Origin of the sequence: Flavobacterium faecale, from assembly GCF_003076455.1 — a bacterium.
GTDB classification, from domain to species: Bacteria; Bacteroidota; Bacteroidia; order Flavobacteriales; family Flavobacteriaceae; genus Flavobacterium; species Flavobacterium faecale.
In genome coordinates, this window is the sequence record NZ_CP020918.1 from 3,434,295 (window position 1) to 3,450,742 (window position 16,448).

The window sequence follows — 16,448 nt, forward strand, 5'->3', positions numbered from 1 at the left end:
ATGGTTTACTACTCTATCCTCATAAACCTTCCTTTAGATTTAAACAATAAAACCAAGACTCACATCTTGGTTTTTTTGTTTTTATTTTATTACCGAATATCCTTGATCACGATACTTCTGGATTAAAGCATCCATTTCTTTGATTTTTTCAGGGAATTGCTCATACAAATTAACCCTTTGTTCAGGATCTTTATCCATATCAAATAAGAGTCCTTTGGTTTTAAAATCGGTATATCCTTTTAGTTTTTTAAAGGATTCTGGCATTTTTGTAACTTCTCCTGTTGGCTTATTAATATACAACCATTTTCCTTGTCTTAAACCCCAACTACCAACATAAGTGTTATGAACAGTTGCTTCCCGTAAAGGCGATTGGTGTTTTTTACCCATAATTAATGGTAATAAATTATAACTGTCAACTGCAGAACCTTTGGGTATTTTAGTTTGGGTTATTGCAGCCACTGTAGCCATAATATCGATTTGCGAGATTACTTCATTAGATATTGAACCAGCCTTTACTATTCCTGGCCATTTTATAACAAAAGGAATATGATGACCACCTTCCCAAACATCTCGTTTTAAACCACGAAAATCTCCCATACTATAATGACCGTATTTTTCGGCTCTTTCAAAAGCATATTTTTCTGGACCATTATCAGAACTAAAAATAACAATCGTATTTTTTTCAAATCCATTATCTTTTAATGCTTTTAATACCGACCAGCAACCCAATCGGTTTGAAACATATAATCCCCATAACCACCCGCTTGGGATTTACCTACAAACTCATCGTGTGGTATTATTGGAGCATGTGGAGAAGGCAATGCCAAGTATAAGAAGAAGGGTGTTATTTTGCTTTGATTCCCAATCCATGTCACCGTTTTCTTTGTTAAGGCCGGTAAAACCTCATATGGATCCCAATCTTTCACTTTTGGACCAGGACAACTATCTCAATCAGCTTCTTTTACCTCCTTGGCAAACTGATCAAATTCAAAAAAAATCATTAGGTGCTTCAACAAACTTATCATTTTCAATCCAAGCATAAGGAGGAAAATTAATCGTTCCATCACCAAAATAATAATCAAATCCACGATCCAAAGGACCTCCAGAAACAGGCTTAGTCCAATTTAAATCTTCAAGTAGGTAAGCTATTTGCGTTTTATCCCAAAAAGTTCTTTCGCCTGTAGGTTCCATATTTATAGAATTCCAATTCCAACCCAAGTGCCACTTACCAATACAAGCTGCTGTGTAGCCTGTTGTTTTTAATAGTTGCGTAATGGTGACATCACTATCTATAAACATGGGCTCGCCAAATGACTCGACTATGTTATTGTCTCGTCTCCAATGATACTGTCTGTCAATATCACAAAACGACTTGGCGAACAAATTCCCGACGAGCTATGTGCATCTGTAAATCGCATTCCTTCAGATGCCAATTGATCTAAATTTGGGGTAGGAATTTTTGAATTCGGATTTTGACAATTCAAATCGCCGTATCCCATATCGTCTGCATAAATAATTACGATATTGGGCTTTTGTGTAGCTTGTGCATTTGTCTGCAATGCCCCTAGGAAAAGAAAAGCGGAAAATATCGAAGTGTAAATTATATTCAAAATATTCGTTTTTAATTTAACCCCCAAATAATTTATTTTGCAATTATAGTAACCCCAATTCGAACTTCTTTTTCCCATTTTTCAAGTTTTAAAAGCATTTCCTTTACATATTGTGTCTTAGTTGAATTCAAATCTTTTTTTTCACCAAGATCATTTTTTAAATTATATACTTCGTTTGTGATTTTCCCCTTTGATTTACTTGATATCAATTTCCAATCTCCGTTTCGAATTACACTTTTATCACCAAAACTCCAGAAAAGGTCACGGTTTGCTAATTTTTTCCCGTGCAAAAGTAGATTTTTAATACTGACTCCATCAATATTTTTCCCTGAGGGCTTTACACCTATAAAATCTAGGAATGTTGGCAAAAAGTCCATCGAAAGAACTGTTTCATTTGTTGTTGTACCTTCCTTTATTTTACCTGGAAAGCTAATTATAGCAGGAACACGGTGCCCGCCTTCGTATAACGATGCTTTAAAATCACGAAGTACCCCATTTGACCCATATTTTGTTCCACCATTATCCGAACAAAAAACAATTATTGTATTCTCACGAAGTCCTTCATCATCAATTGTTTGCATAACCTTTCCTATTCCTTCATCCATTATTTCAATCATCTCCTTGTAGATAAAAGGAATACTATCTTGATTCACTTTTCTGGTATAAGTCGAACTACCCTCTTTTCTAACAGCAGCATCTTTACGTCCTTGAAAAGGATAATGAGGCGCTTCGTGGGGTAAGTACAAAAAGAACGGTTTCCCTGTATTTTTTGGATTCGAATTCTTGATAAATTCAACTCCATATTTTGTAATAAGGTCAGTAGAATAGCCCTCTTGATCACTAATAGATACGTTATTCCACCAATCGAGGTACCCTTCTTGATCTACATGAGATTGGTAATCTATATTGCCTCCCACATATCCCCAAAACGAATCAAAACCCTGTTTGAAAGGACTGTAATTTTCGGCATATCCCAAGTGCCATTTACCGAATATCCCAGTGCTATACCCTTGCTTTTTCAGTTCTTCTGCCAAAGTAATTTCACTAAGACTTAAACCAACTTCTCGATGACTTGCTGCCGTTATAACGCCTTCAACTCCAGTGCGCTGTTGGTACTTCCCTGTCATCAAAGCTGCCCTTGTTGGACTGCATACTGTCCCATTTGAGTGAAAATCAAGGAACTTAACTCCCTGCAACGCCAAACGATCAATATTTGGCGTATTTATTTTGGTGCTTCCATAACATGATATATCACCATAACCTAGGTCATCGGCCATTATTAAAACGATGTTTGGTTTACTATATTTTTTAGCCATACAAGGTATTGATGTCAATAAAAATATACTACTAATTGTAAGTGTTGCTAATGTCTTCATATTTCTTTAATTATTAATAATCGTTCCCTTTATTACTATTCTCAACAGATTTTTTCCAAGCCAACAATTCCGTTTTCATTTGTTCCACTAGGTCTGTTTTCGTTTTACTGATGTCTTACTTTTCACTTTTATCCGCTAATCAAGAATAATTATCATTTTGCCTTAAAATGAGTTTTAAACTCGTTTTGGTTTTACTTTTCTAAAAGCATTTTACAAACTTCCACCTTTTTTGGTCGAAGTCGAACATTTTTACCTTAGTTAAATCATAGCAATCCCTATTTTTAATCAAATTGAATCATAGCTTTGTCTTAACTTTTATAGCTTTGTCCCAACAAAATCATATATTTATGGTTAATAATCATCTTGCAGTGCAGTCAAACAATAAAAAACACATCTTTCAAATTCTATTTTTCTTTTTGCCGTTACTACTCATTATAGTTACGCAAGATGTTAGTGGTATGAAAGTTAATTTAGCTAACAAAACTCCATTAGAATCTATTAGTACAGATACTATTGTTGACCGTTTATCGAAATCATTATCCCTTTTTAAATCCAAAAAAAACACTCCAAAAATAATCGATACCCATCAACGTTTAGTACAATATTATTTAGACAATGGCTCTTACAATAATGCATTTGATGAAATTTGGAAACTATTGCCATTGGTAGCCTCTCCCGAATATGCCGAGCAACGATTTGAGATAACCAACAAATTAATTGGACTGTATTTATTGTATGGACAAAATGACAAAGCCATTGCGAGTTACAAACAACTCCCCGATTTGGTTCGAAAACAGATTACGAATCCCGAAAAAAAGATTCGTTTTTGGGGACGAATTTATAGTCTAGGTGCATGGATTGAATTAAAAACTACCAAAAATTATTCAAAAGCGGCACAGCTAAGTTTAAAAAGCAATGCGCTAAATAGCCAGCTAAAGGACGGTCTTTCCTCCTATCACCATACACAAATTCAACTTGCTCATATTTATATTTTGATGGGGAATTTGCAGAAAGCAGCACCTATTTTACAAAATATTCAAGATTGCTATCCGCTCCCGTTACAGTCCATTCATGCTTTGCTATATTTTCGATTAGGCCAGTTTTACGAAAAGGGCAATAAAACCGATTTGGCTATTGCTAGTTACAAAACGAGTTTAACTGCCATAGGTGCTTTTCGTACTTTACAAGATAAAAAACCAGAAGCAATACTGCGACTATCAGAATTATATGCTCAAAAAGGTGATTTTCAACTTGCTTTCAAATACCAAAAGGAAGCGTCGTTATTGAATGACCAATTATTTAGTGCCACCAAATCGCAAAACAACCAATTATTCGAAATAAAAAATAAATACCAAGAACAGCTTAAGGAAGACCAAGCCACTTTGCAGCAGCACCAAATGGTATTGTTGGCTAAAGAAAATCAATTGCTAATACTCAAAACAGTTTTTCTAATTTTAATGTTTATCGTTGCTGCTTTATTCATCATTCGATACTTTAAACAAAAAGCAAAAAAAGAACTTTTATCGCAGTCCCAAATCAACCACCAACAAAGGTTGGAATTAAAGCAACAACACGAAATTCTTGAATTAAAAAATAAGGAACTACTATCAACCGCGTTGCAGTTATTGGAACGAGATAATTGGCAGGCAGATGTAAAAAAAGAACTCGGCAAACTAACAGTTGATGGTGCCAATGCCGATATTGTCAAAAAAGTAAAAAGCTCACTGCAAATTGACACCAAACAAAAGTGGAATGAATTTGAATCCCGCTTTGCCACTATCAATGATGCATATATTGAAAAATTAAAAAGCAGCTATCCTTTACTTACTCCAACCGATTTAAAAATGTGTTCTTTTATAAAATTAGGTTTTTCGACCAAAGATATGTCACAAATCATGGGTATATCTGCCGAAGGTATCAATACTAGCCGAAGCCGATTGCGAAAAAAAATGGACTTGGACCGAAATATTAATCTGATTGATTTTCTACAATCGATTAATGGCTAAAGAATTAGCTGCAACATCTCCTACAAAGCATCTTTGAATTTATTTTATCGGAATCTGAACATTAAATGATTGCAAAACGCCTTTATCGTCAACGATATCAGCTGCACATAACAAGGCGACTGGTTTTCCTTTTTCGATATACAATTGTGGTCTTTCTAGGTGCTCTAATTTTTGAACTGTGCCGTTTTCCCATTTAATTTCTAGCGTAGAAACCAAAGCGTTTTTAGATAATTTCCAATCAAAACCATCATTCGATTCGAATAAAACCAATCCTCTACCCGCTGTAGTAAAAGCGCCGTGCATGTCTTTGAGAATGGCTCTGTATTTTCCGTTTTGGTACCAGATAAAAGGGTCTTCGGCAGGAAAATCATATCCTTCAGCAACAAAAACTGGTTTGTCATATTTTAGAAAAGGACCTGTTGGCGTTTTGGATGTAGCTATGCAATGCACTACGGGACCACCCATAATTCCGGGTTTCTTTTTCCCAACTGCTTTGTACACCATCAAATAGATTCCGTCGGGTCTTTGCGTAATAGACGGATTACTAACCATCAAGGCATCAAGAGCTTCAGTATTTGAACTGACATCGATAATAGGTTTGTCAAAGCGTTTCCATGGCCCGTTGGGATTATCGGCTACAGCCACACCAATGCGTTGGTTATTCCGGTGTGTCGGATTTAATTTATTGCCCATTGCAACACCGTTGCCCGTGTTACCCATATAATACAAATAATACTTGCCATTGTACTCGTGTACGGTTGGATTGTGCGTGCATAAACCATCCCAATATTGAGCTCCGCGAATAGGCAGTGCCACATCTTTAGGCTCGAATGGCCCAAATGGACTTTTGGAAACCGCATGCGCAATCTCGGAATGCGTGACCCAAGCCCAACCCAAGTTTTTATCCCAACGAGAATAATACATATGGTACAAACCATCTTTGCCTTTTACAATTGAAGCACCCCAAATACTCTTGGTTTCGCTTTCAAACTTTGCGGTAAGCGGAACGGGTTTGAAATTTAATTTAAAATCGGTATCTTGTTTTTGGGATTTACAAGAAAGTAATGTTCCAATAACCATTAGGAGTATCAAATGCTTTTTCATATAATCTAGGGCTGTAATTTTTAAAATACTACACGTTTATTTTTTCATAGGATGAAAATGAAACCAGTCCACTTCACAAGAAGAATTTGTAATTTGGTCTTCTCGAATAGCTGTTTTCCCATAAGTAAAAAACAAAGTTCCTAAATACCAATACAGTGGTTTAACAGCGTATTTTGGAACAGTGCGTAATGTTGGTGGAGTATCATCAGTTGTAAACGTCACTTTATTTCCGATTTTAACCCATTGATTTCCGTCTAGTATCCACATTTGCATATAGTCTGGATGGTATTCCATTCCCAACGTTTGCCATTGATCAAACCCTTTTGTTCCAATTACTTCTCCTTTATAACTATCTTTATGACCATCAATCATTATCGCTTTTTTCCAACCAAAATCTCTTCCGATAGGATCATTTACTTTTATTCTCTTTTTTAGAGAGTCGTTCCAAATATAGCATGGTGCGTCAGTACTCCAATCGGTAGCTTCTTCGCCGCCAGTAGAAAATTCCATTACGTCAATTTCCATCCAACTATCTCCTTTTCCATTAGTTCCCGGTACTTTATAGCCTCTGGTATCATCTAATGAACCCCAGAAAGAAGGATGCCAAGAATTTCTTTTGTTTTCGTAAATTCCTGTAGTTTTCCATTTAAAAGCATAAAAACCATATTGAAAATAATTATTAGAAACAATTGCGCCCCCTTTTTTTAGCTCTTTATGACCGTAACAAATAAGCGAACCGTCTTTTTCTTGAACAAAATTTGCTCCTTGTCCCAAACCTTCTTTGGTTGATTCTCTATAATGCCATTTATTAGTATCAAAAGAATTTTCTTTTCTATTGCCATTAAATTCATCCGAATACTTAGCATCGGCTTTGGCATTATAAATTGACTTAAGCTCGTTTGGAATATCTTGCGCTATTGCTGTCACTGATATAAAAGCAAACACTAATCCTATTTTTTGTTGAAATTTCATTTTTGTGGTATGTTTTAAAATAGAACGTCCTAATCTATTCTCTATGTTCTATTCTCTATGTTCTATTTTCTGTGTTCTATTTTCTATGTTCTGTGTTCTATTTTCTATGTTCTTTTCTCTCTTCTCTATTTTCTATTTTCTATTACCTCTTAACTTTATTTTTTCAAAATTCTTTCCATCTGTTTTTTGGTCAAACCTTGACTAAAATAAACCTCTGGAGCTAATAAAGGAGCTGTTTTTTTCATTTCGGGATCATCAACATCCAAACTCAAATCACAGTCAAAACGACTTAGAATCGTATGCGATTTACCTTTACCTCCTGCATTAACAAAATGTTCTAGTCCCCAAGTGATTCCTCTTCCATTTTTAGTATCTGTAAAAGCATCTGGAATAAAAGGTCCTGCAGCGGTTGGCATCATTGATGAAACTGCAGCTATTTCAAAATTTACCCAGTCTTTAGCGTACTGAATTGTGTTGTGTTCATTTCCATCTTGTGTAGTTAAGGCAGCAATTCCTTCCTTAAACGGAAATAGAGAAACCTCATGACCGGAGTTTAAAACCGGATTCAAAGCATGTTTTTTGAATGGTCCAAGAGGATTTTCTGCTATTGCCAAACCACCTGCTACCCAAAGGTTATTGGGTCTATTAAAAGCTGATTTGTAATACACATATATTTTGCCGTCGTGTACAAACGGATTAGGATCGTGAATGGCAAACTGATCCCATTCTCCTTCTTTTCCATTTTCGATAATAGCGCCTTCGGCAGCTGTCCACGGACCATCAGGCGAATCAGCATAAGAGGCAGCAACTGGGCAGTAATCCCCTTTTTTTCCGCTGGCTTCCATAAAACCTTGGTAATACAAATAGTATTTTCCTTTAAATTTCAAAATATCCGCAGTTGCTACCGACCGCCAACCTACTTGAGGTTTTGCAGGTCTTTTTATGGCTACTCCTTGTTCTTTCCAAGTAAATCCGTCCTCGCTGGTAGCGTACCAAATTTCGCTCAAATCCCAATCGGTTGAAGGAATAGTTTCTGTGCTTGCATCTGCTCCCATGGGCGGTGTTGGTGTCTCGCGATGCGTGTACCATACGTAGTATTTTCCGTTTTCAAAAATAACTTTTGAAGGATCTCTACGCGAAATAGTTCCATCGCCATTGTGATAATCAAAGCCTTTTAGAGGAGTGTGTTTGAACGCGGAGAACAATTCATTAGCAGCCGGTCTCGGTCCCATATAATTTGTAAACGCTCTTTTCATAGCGCTGCTCATTTCCCTTTTTTCGGTTTCCTTCGTTACCGTATAAGGAAAACCACCTTGTATATCTGCAATTTTCGAAAGGTCTTTTTGAGCAGTACATCCTATAATTGATAGTAACAAACAACTTAAACCAAGGCTAGTTAGTAGAATGTTTGACTTGGTGATTCGTATTCTGCAATTCATAATAAACATATTTGTACATTCTTAAATAATAGAAGATGCTATTTTAATAATAGTTCTTTCTCCCATTTTTTTACTATTTGTTCATAAGTAGCATCTACTTTTAAACCTAAATTCTCCTCCATAAGTCCTTTTTTGTAATACTTTACAGAAGATTCCATTGCTTCTTTTTCTGTAGCCGCATTTTCTTGTATCCTATTTTTTTCAAAAAACACCATGTCTTTTTGAAGTTTTGACAATAGGACGGATTTAATCTTTTGATGCTTAAAGGAATTTTCTAAATTATTAAATTCCATTGGATCCTTTTTTAAATCAAAAAGTTCGACTTCTGGTTTTGTGTCAGCCATAAATTGATTAAAGGGAGCTTTTAATTCTCCTTTTTCATATAAATAGTGATACAAAGCAAATGCTGGGTATTCCAATTTTTTATAACTTGTAAGTTGCATCCAGGATCTGTCTGGGGTTCTGTTCCAAATTAGCTTGTATCTTCCGTCTGTAATACTTCGCATATTTTCTATGGCATCTCCTGTTCTATCTCTAAAACCATAAACATATTTACGTTGACTTGAGTTTTTACCTAAAAAAACATTTCCTTGAATATGTTTTGGAACCTCAATATTCGATAATGCCAAAGAGGTGGCAGTAACATCAATCAAGCTCACCAATTGTTGGTCTATTTTTCCCGCTTTCAATAGTTTTGGATAACGAACAATCAAGGGAACCTTTAAACCGCCCTCATATAAAAATTGCTTGTCTCGTAGATGAGGTCTTCCATTATCTCCAAAAAAGAAAATGATGGTATTTTCTAGCAATCCGTCTTTCTCTAGTCTTTCCATTATTTCACCTACTTGACGATCTGCGTCTTGAATACTTTCTAGATACAAAGCCCAATCTGCTTTTAATAATGGATAATCAGGGTAGCAAGCGGGTAGCGTAACACTTTGGGGGTCAATAGGATTTTTTAAATCTCTAACAAATGGCCGGTGCGGCTGCTTAATTTGAATTTGTGCAAAGAAAGCTTGCCCTTTTGCTCTTTGTCTCCAATCTGTTCCATCAAATAAATTTTCATTCAAAAAATTAAAATCTTCCTTCCCTTTTTTATTCAAATCAGCTGGGCTTCCATTAGAACAGAAATAGCCTGCATTTTTAAAATAGGTCGTGATCGGTTCGATTCCATCTGGCAACATCGTCATGTTTATCGTTCTGTGATCTTGACAATTAATAGCTGGTGGATACATTCCTGTTATCATTGACGAACGACTCGTGGAGCATACTGGCGCTGTAGCATAGGCATTTTTATAAAGAGTTCCTTGCTTTGCCAATTGATCTATATGAGGTGTTTTTACATCTTTATTACCGTAACAAGCAAGTTCTACACCTAAATCATCTGAATTAATCCATAAAATATTGGGACGATCTTGTGCCAATGAAAGAATTGGAAAAGTAATTAAAATACTGAAAAATAGAAAGCTAGATATGATTTTCATAATTAGTCTTTTGTGATTATTAATGGAATTTGGATATTAAAAGAATTTCGTACTTTGTTGACAATCGTATCTGCAGCACAAAGCAATGCTACTGCTTTTCCGTTTTCAAAAAACACTTGTGGACGTTCTAAATGGGTAAACTGTTGTACACGACCATCTTCCCATTGCACTTTACGTTCTGATATTTCATGGTATTTTGAAGGTACCCAATCAAAACCATTTTTAGATTCGTATTGCACCAAGGAGAATACCCTTTTTTTATCAATTTCTTTAATACGTTTTACAATTGCTCTGTATTTGCCATCTTGAAACCAAATATAAGGGTCTTCGGCAGGGAAACGTTCCCCTTTAATTTCAAATGCTAATTTTTCTCTCTTTACAAATGGACCCGTAGGTGAGTCAGCAATGGCTACACAATGCACGACTGGACCACCATTTGGCAATGGAAATTTTTTCCCCACTCCTTTGTAAACAATCAAATATTTCCCTTCTGGCGTTTGACAGACAGACGGATTTGATGTTACTAAAGCATCGTGGGCATTGTCATCTTTCGACACATCAACAACGGGTTTATCAAAACGTTTCCAAGGTCCAGATGGACTGTCTGCAACCGCCACTCCTATTCGTTGATTGTTGCGATGTACCCAATTCAATTCTTCTTTCTCTGGTGTTCCTTCAATTTTTAAATCACCCGTATTCCCCATATAATAGAGATAATACTTTCCGTTGAATTTATGAATCGTTGGATTATGTGTACACAATCCGTCCCAATATTCGGCTCCTCGCACCTTCAAAGCAACATCTTTGAATTTGAATGGTCCAAAAGGAGAATCAGAAACCGCATGAGCGATCTCGGAGTGCGAAACCCAAATCCATCCTGGTGCTTTTGGCCAACGAGAATAAAACATATGATACAAATTATCTTCCCCTTTGACCAGCGAACCTCCCCAAATACTCATTCCTTCTTCTGAAAAAACTGATTTTTTTGCTACTTTTCCAAACTCAATTTTAAAATCATTTCCTCCAACATTGGCAGCAGATTTTTTAGATTTTTGAGCGCAAGACTGTAATATTAAAAGTGAAATTACCAGAATTTTTATATATTTCATAACTACTATTTTTTTGCTTTTATAACATTTGACCAATTACTTTCTCCCGTTTTTAAAACACTTTTTATTTGAAAACAAATGACCTTTTCAGCTTTCAAATCAATCGAAAGCATTCCTTTTACATTGGTAACAAAATTTTTGTTTAACAATTTTTCTGTTGCGCCATAACGCACTTTGTATTTTAATTCATCTTTAGTTGTTGCGTATCCTATCACTAATTTTTGATCCGCAATAAAAGCATCGTAAACCAGAGGTGGCAATGCAATTCCGTTTGGAGTTGCTATTACTTTTATCGAAGGTTTGCTTTCTCCTTTGTCATTAAAAGCAGTCAAAGTCAATGAAACCGATTGATTGTTTACCAATTGAGGAACATCAATATAATCGGCAATCGTTTTTGGCGTTTTTACCAAGTGATTGGCGCTGTTTAAATAACTTATTTGGTATTCTGTAGCTCCTGCAACTTTATCAAACAAAACCCGTACCGATTGGTTTCCAGTAATTATTTCCTTTATCGCTGGTGGATTTGGAACTTGAAACGAAAGTGTTTTTTCGAATCTATTAATGCCTATTGAATTTTCTAAATTCACAGTTAAGCTCATTGGATTAGTTTTCAAATTTGTCCACTGAATCGTTCCTTTCCAGAGTCCGTCTTGTGGATGGATTGTTGGTAAAATCATTTCATTTTTCGAAATAATTAAACCATTCGCATCTTTAAAAATCCACACCAATGTATAGCCTTTCAAACTAAAAATTGGATAATCTGCTAGTCCACGAATCGGAACAATCACTTGTGCTTCTTTTTTATCAAAATCGATTCCTTCAACCTGAATGTCTTTTACGGGACTCAATTCTTTTTTTACTCTATCAAAAAGTCGGCGTTTTTGTCTCCAAGAATTGATGACTCCCCACACCCTATTTTCCTCATCGGATGTTCCAGCATAACCCGAACGATAATCGTTGAATGTCCATAACGAGGTGCCAATTACAAAAGGGTTTTTATTTCGAAAAGTATCATGCCAGTCCGAAAGTATTTCTTTATCCTCATCCAAAGAAGGCGTTTGAAAAGGGTCAAACCCATATTCTGAAATAAAAATGGGTTTGTTGGGCCATTTTTTTCTAATTATTTCCAAAATCTCTTGTGGTTTTCCCTGCCATTGGTACATATTGTGCATAATAATATCGGCAAAAGTATTGGGGTCTGTTTCTGGCGTAGCCGAATCTTTCTGTCCTGAATTGCTCACACAAGTCACCAAACGGTACGGGTCCAATTCGGTTTTAACATATTCCATCATTTTTCGACCGTAATCAAAATGATTTTTGAGTTCGTTACCCACGCTCCAACCAATAATACTCGGATGATTAATGTCTCGATTCACCATCGCTTTTATCCACTCTTTGGGATAAGGATCGAAAATTGGTGCATTAAATTCTGGATTAGACAATTCCCTCACATTTACTTCTTCAAAAAGTAAAATCCCCATTTTATCACACAAATCTATCAAACGCTCGTTTTGTGTTCCGTGCATAATGCGCATAAAATTGGAACCCGCCTCTTTCATTAATTTCATGTCTTGCTCTAACAATTCTTGCGGTTCTGAACTTCCCCAAAAGCGGTGCTCACTCACTCTATTAAAACCGCCTAATCGAATGGGTTCGCCATTCAAAAACAATTGCGAGTCGTTGATTTCTATTTTTCTAATACCAAACGTATTGGTTTGATTGTCCAATTGCTGTTTGTTTTCTCTGATAGTCGTTTGAATCTGATACAAATTTGGCAAATCAAAATGCCACAGTTTTACATCTTCTGGTTTAAGCGTTGTTTCTAGATTAATTTCTTGTATCGAATGGGCCAAAACAGCAAGATTCCCTGTCATTTCTGCAACTTTTTTGATATCCAAAATAGCAGAATTGATTTGAATGTTTTGTGTTACCCCTGAATTATTTTCAACTCTCAATCGTAATTTCAAAAGTGCTGTTCCCGTTTTTAAATTCGGTTCTGCATGTATGTATTGCTGCGTGATTCGAACAGCTTTATTTTTAACTATCGCCACTTCTCTGATAATTCCGCCCCAGTTCCAAGTAGCGCCAACGAGAAAATTATTATCCACTTCGACTGCTAGAACGTTTGGTTTTCCTGCTAAAACCTTATCGGTTATATCCAACTCAAATGGCGAAAAGCCGCCTTGATGTTCTCCCACAAATTTTCCATTGAGATATACTTTGGCAACATGATACACGGCTTCAAACTGCAAACGCACTTGTTCGTTCGGATTAATTTTCCAGTTTGCAGGGAAGTTAAACGTCTTGCGATACCAACCTTTACCCACATAATTAGAAAAATTATTTAGCATTCCCCAATGCCCTGGCACTTTCAATCGATTCCATTTGGAATCATTAAATTGTGGCAAATACACTTGATTGGGAAGGTTTTTAGCATTCGAAAAAACAGCGTCAGAAATGGGTCTAAATAGCACCGCATCTGCAGAAACACCACCTTCATCAATAGCCGAAATTTCTACAAAATTATCTTTGGAAGCGTTAAAAGTATAAATCCCAAGACTTATCCATTGGTCACCACAGCTGCGCTGGTTGGCATAAGTAGCCACTTCTCCGTCGGCATGTTGCACGGTAAATTGTGTTGTCAGATTGGTTTCGAACGGAAAGCGTACAAATGCCTCGTAATTGCCTTTTTTCGAAATTTTAGGTCTAAAACGAACATAATTATCTCCCGTATCTCCTACTCTAAAAACTCTTTGTAAAAAATCCGCTTTATAAAAAGTAGCGCCTTTTGTCCCTACTTTTTTGAGGTTCCATTTTCCTTTTATTTCTACAAAATCAGCATCGGCATTATCCACAATTATATCCGTAGGTTCTTCCTTCACCTGAAGCGAATTGGAACCTTGACCCTCAATGGCATAAAATTTCCAATCGCCGTTTAACGAAAATTGAGTATCGATTGCTTTTTGCGCATTCACACCCAAAAAACAAAAAACAGCAATTGATAATAGTATCTTATTCATAATTTTTTTATCTAAATTTTAGTGACAAAACAATTCAAAAACCGAAACAGGAACAGTTGTATGTGCTTGTTCCAATTCAATTAAAAATCCTTTGGTTTTAAAATTGGCATCGAATGTAAAACTGTTGATGGCTTGGTAATTATTTTTCTTTTCGAATAAAATAGTACCATCCAAATTTTTTATGGTGTAATTACGAACACAAAACGGAACCACATCTTCCGGATGCCCCATCAAAGTTGACTCCATCGGATGGTCATAATCTGGGTCAAGGAAAAGTTTTAGTTCGCTTACTTCTTTTTCAACCTCCCAGGCTATCTTTAAACTTGGATTCTTGTCGTTTAGTGCAGCCATCCACGCATTTGCCGCACCATAGGGACGTACAAAACCGTTGGTCAAATTGTCCGTAGCAAAATCGGTCAAGGCTGGACTGATTTCCATCGCAATATTTTGTCCTTTTGGTCTTCTAAACGGAATCCAAAATTCGAATGCATCTATTCCAACATCCTCTGGTGGCGTTTGTTTTCCGGTATTGTTTACGGCTTTATTTTGACCATTAAAGACTGATAAAATTCCGGTATAACGACTATTACTCGATTGAAGACTTACGTTTTCATTCGATAAAAAAGTAACAAAAGCATATTGATTTTCGCTAGTGCTCGCTTCAAAATCAATTACAATAAATTGTTCTCCTTCATGAAGTTCAATTTCTTTAGTTTCTAAAATAGTATCAGGCGTATAATTTTTCGACTTAGAAGCCGTACGCAATTGTACCGTAATTTGTGTCGCTTGTTTCGCTTTCGCAAAAAATTTAAAGCTATATTTTATATTGGCTTTCAAAGGTAATAGTTGAGCAACGGCAACTTCTAGAGAGGTCCATTCTCCATCAAAATCAATGGTATTTAATGCCAAAGTCGAAGAAGCGGTTACGTTTGCCTCAGCAATTAAATTCAAATTTTCATCAATAGCAATTCCTGGAATACTTTGCCCATTGATGCTTAAAGTTTGTTGCAATTGTTTTAAATTTTCTTTTTCTAACAATTGTAATGGCGCACTATTTTGTTTGATGGCTTGTGCGGCTGCAAACCCAACTGCTTGTCCCATATGTGCGCAAGTTGCCATCACTCGAGTAGAACCAAAAGCTACGTGAGTGGCACTGATGATGCGGCCTGCCAAGAACAAATTATCAATATTTTTACTAACCATCGTGCTCAGTGGAATATGATAAACCCCCTTGGAATGGTATTGCGTACAACCCGGACGACTATCATACACCCCATCTGAAGGGTGTAAATCGACTGCCCAGCCACCAAAGGAAACGGCATCCTCAAACTCATTTTGTTCAATTATATCTTGTTGTTTAATCATATACTGTCCTTCAAAACGGCGGCTTTCTCTCTTTCCTGGTATCGTTCCTACCCATTCTAAAGTTAAGTTTTCGGCATCCGGAAATTCACCTGAGTTTTTGATATAATCCCAAACTCCGTACACAACTTTCCATAATTCCCATTTAATATCTTCCGATTCGTGAATGGTATCTTTTCGTCCGCCGTACTCCAACCACCACAAACGACAACCAAAATCTTTATCGCTCAGTGATTTGTAACGTGGAATTTCGGTGATGTCTTTTAAGGCAAATTCTGGCGCTACATATTTAACTGGCGCTCCCGAATCTTTACTATAAAAGTAGATTGTATGTCCTAACAATTCTCCATACGATTGATCAGGAGCAAAAAGCTCTCCAAATTCTTCTTTGGTTTCTGCACCCATTCTAAAAGCGGCTCCAGCTTGAAACCCAACGATTCCGTCACCAGAAGCATCACAAAACAGTTTCGCTTCCAAAATATAAGTTGTCGAGTTTTGACTGCAAAACGCATGTACTTTGCTAATTGTAGTAGGTGCTGATTTTTCAACTTCATATACAGAAGTGTTTAGCAGTAGCGTAATATTTTTTTCATTCGTTACTTTTTCGAGTAAAACCGTGTCAAAAATAAGTGCATTTCCCTCTTTATTTCGATATAAATTTTCGACTAAAATTTCGTCAATAATTCCGCCTTCTCTTGCCCAACGGTTGTTGTTTCCCATGTGCGAAGTTGCTCCCAAAGTCCATAAACGGACTTCGCTAGAAGCATTTCCGCCTAAAACTGGACGGTCTTGCACCAAGGTCACCATAATTCCGTCACGAGCGGCAGCAATAGCAGCACACACACCCGCAAGTCCGCCTCCTACCACCACCAAATCGGATTGTGTGATTACTGTTTTATTTTTTCTGGCAATCTGGCTAAAATTTTCTTGTAACATTGTACTCGTATTAAAAGTTTTTTAAGTCTT

Annotated in this window: 12 protein-coding genes; 1 reads left to right on the forward strand and 11 read right to left on the reverse strand. The window is 36.4% G+C overall.

Features of this window, described 5'->3' with window-relative positions; genetic code table 11:
- Positions 1–81: 81 nt before the first annotated feature.
- From FFWV33_RS19715 to FFWV33_RS14600, 4 genes are all read right to left on the reverse strand, one after another.
- Complete coding sequence (locus tag FFWV33_RS19715; RefSeq protein WP_211316264.1) at positions 82–729, reverse strand: sulfatase-like hydrolase/transferase; 648 nt, start codon at positions 727–729, stop codon at positions 82–84.
- Between the two features lie 258 nt (positions 730–987).
- Complete coding sequence (locus tag FFWV33_RS19680) at positions 988–1,299, reverse strand: sulfatase-like hydrolase/transferase (RefSeq protein ID WP_211316266.1); 312 nt, start codon at positions 1,297–1,299, stop codon at positions 988–990.
- Positions 1,300–1,319: 20 nt separating this feature from the next.
- Positions 1,320–1,610, reverse strand: a complete 291-nt coding sequence (locus FFWV33_RS19685) for a sulfatase-like hydrolase/transferase (protein WP_211316267.1) — start codon at positions 1,608–1,610, stop codon at positions 1,320–1,322.
- A 32-nt stretch (positions 1,611–1,642) separates the two neighbouring features.
- Complete coding sequence (locus tag FFWV33_RS14600) at positions 1,643–2,986, reverse strand: sulfatase (RefSeq protein WP_108741589.1); 1,344 nt, start codon at positions 2,984–2,986, stop codon at positions 1,643–1,645.
- A 347-nt stretch (positions 2,987–3,333) separates the two neighbouring features.
- On the opposite strand from FFWV33_RS14600, the gene FFWV33_RS14605 reads away from it, so the two are divergent.
- Complete coding sequence (locus FFWV33_RS14605) at positions 3,334–4,992, forward strand: tetratricopeptide repeat protein (RefSeq protein WP_108741590.1); 1,659 nt, start codon at positions 3,334–3,336, stop codon at positions 4,990–4,992.
- Positions 4,993–5,031: 39 nt separating this feature from the next.
- Here the strand turns inward: FFWV33_RS14605 and FFWV33_RS14610 are convergent, their stop codons facing one another.
- The 7 genes from FFWV33_RS14610 to FFWV33_RS14640 all read right to left on the reverse strand — a co-directional run bounded on the left by FFWV33_RS14610 (position 5,032) and on the right by FFWV33_RS14640 (position 16,418).
- Positions 5,032–6,096 (reverse strand): glycoside hydrolase family protein, encoded by a 1,065-nt coding sequence (locus FFWV33_RS14610; protein ID WP_108741591.1) that lies wholly within the window; start codon positions 6,094–6,096, stop codon positions 5,032–5,034.
- 36 nt (positions 6,097–6,132) lie between these two features.
- The gene (locus FFWV33_RS14615) at positions 6,133–7,068 is read right to left on the reverse strand and encodes a LamG domain-containing protein (protein WP_108741592.1); all 936 of its coding nucleotides are present in this window, start codon (positions 7,066–7,068) and stop codon (positions 6,133–6,135) included.
- Positions 7,069–7,223: 155 nt separating this feature from the next.
- Positions 7,224–8,507: a glycoside hydrolase family 117 protein gene (locus FFWV33_RS14620; protein WP_108741593.1), complete on the reverse strand. Its 1,284-nt coding sequence runs from the start codon at positions 8,505–8,507 to the stop codon at positions 7,224–7,226.
- 38 nt (positions 8,508–8,545) lie between these two features.
- Positions 8,546–9,991, reverse strand: coding sequence for a sulfatase family protein (locus tag FFWV33_RS14625; RefSeq protein ID WP_108741594.1), 1,446 nt, complete (start codon positions 9,989–9,991; stop codon positions 8,546–8,548).
- Positions 9,992–9,993: 2 nt separating this feature from the next.
- Positions 9,994–11,100 (reverse strand): glycoside hydrolase family protein, encoded by a 1,107-nt coding sequence (locus FFWV33_RS14630; RefSeq protein WP_108742567.1) that lies wholly within the window; start codon positions 11,098–11,100, stop codon positions 9,994–9,996.
- Between the two features lie 5 nt (positions 11,101–11,105).
- Positions 11,106–14,120 carry a glycoside hydrolase family 2 TIM barrel-domain containing protein gene (locus FFWV33_RS14635; protein WP_108741595.1) on the reverse strand — a complete coding sequence of 1,005 codons (3,015 nt, stop codon included), beginning with the start codon at positions 14,118–14,120 and terminating at the stop codon, positions 11,106–11,108.
- A gap of 18 nt (positions 14,121–14,138) precedes the next feature.
- Complete coding sequence (locus FFWV33_RS14640) at positions 14,139–16,418, reverse strand: FAD-dependent oxidoreductase (protein WP_108741596.1); 2,280 nt, start codon at positions 16,416–16,418, stop codon at positions 14,139–14,141.
- Positions 16,419–16,448 lie beyond the last annotated feature (30 nt).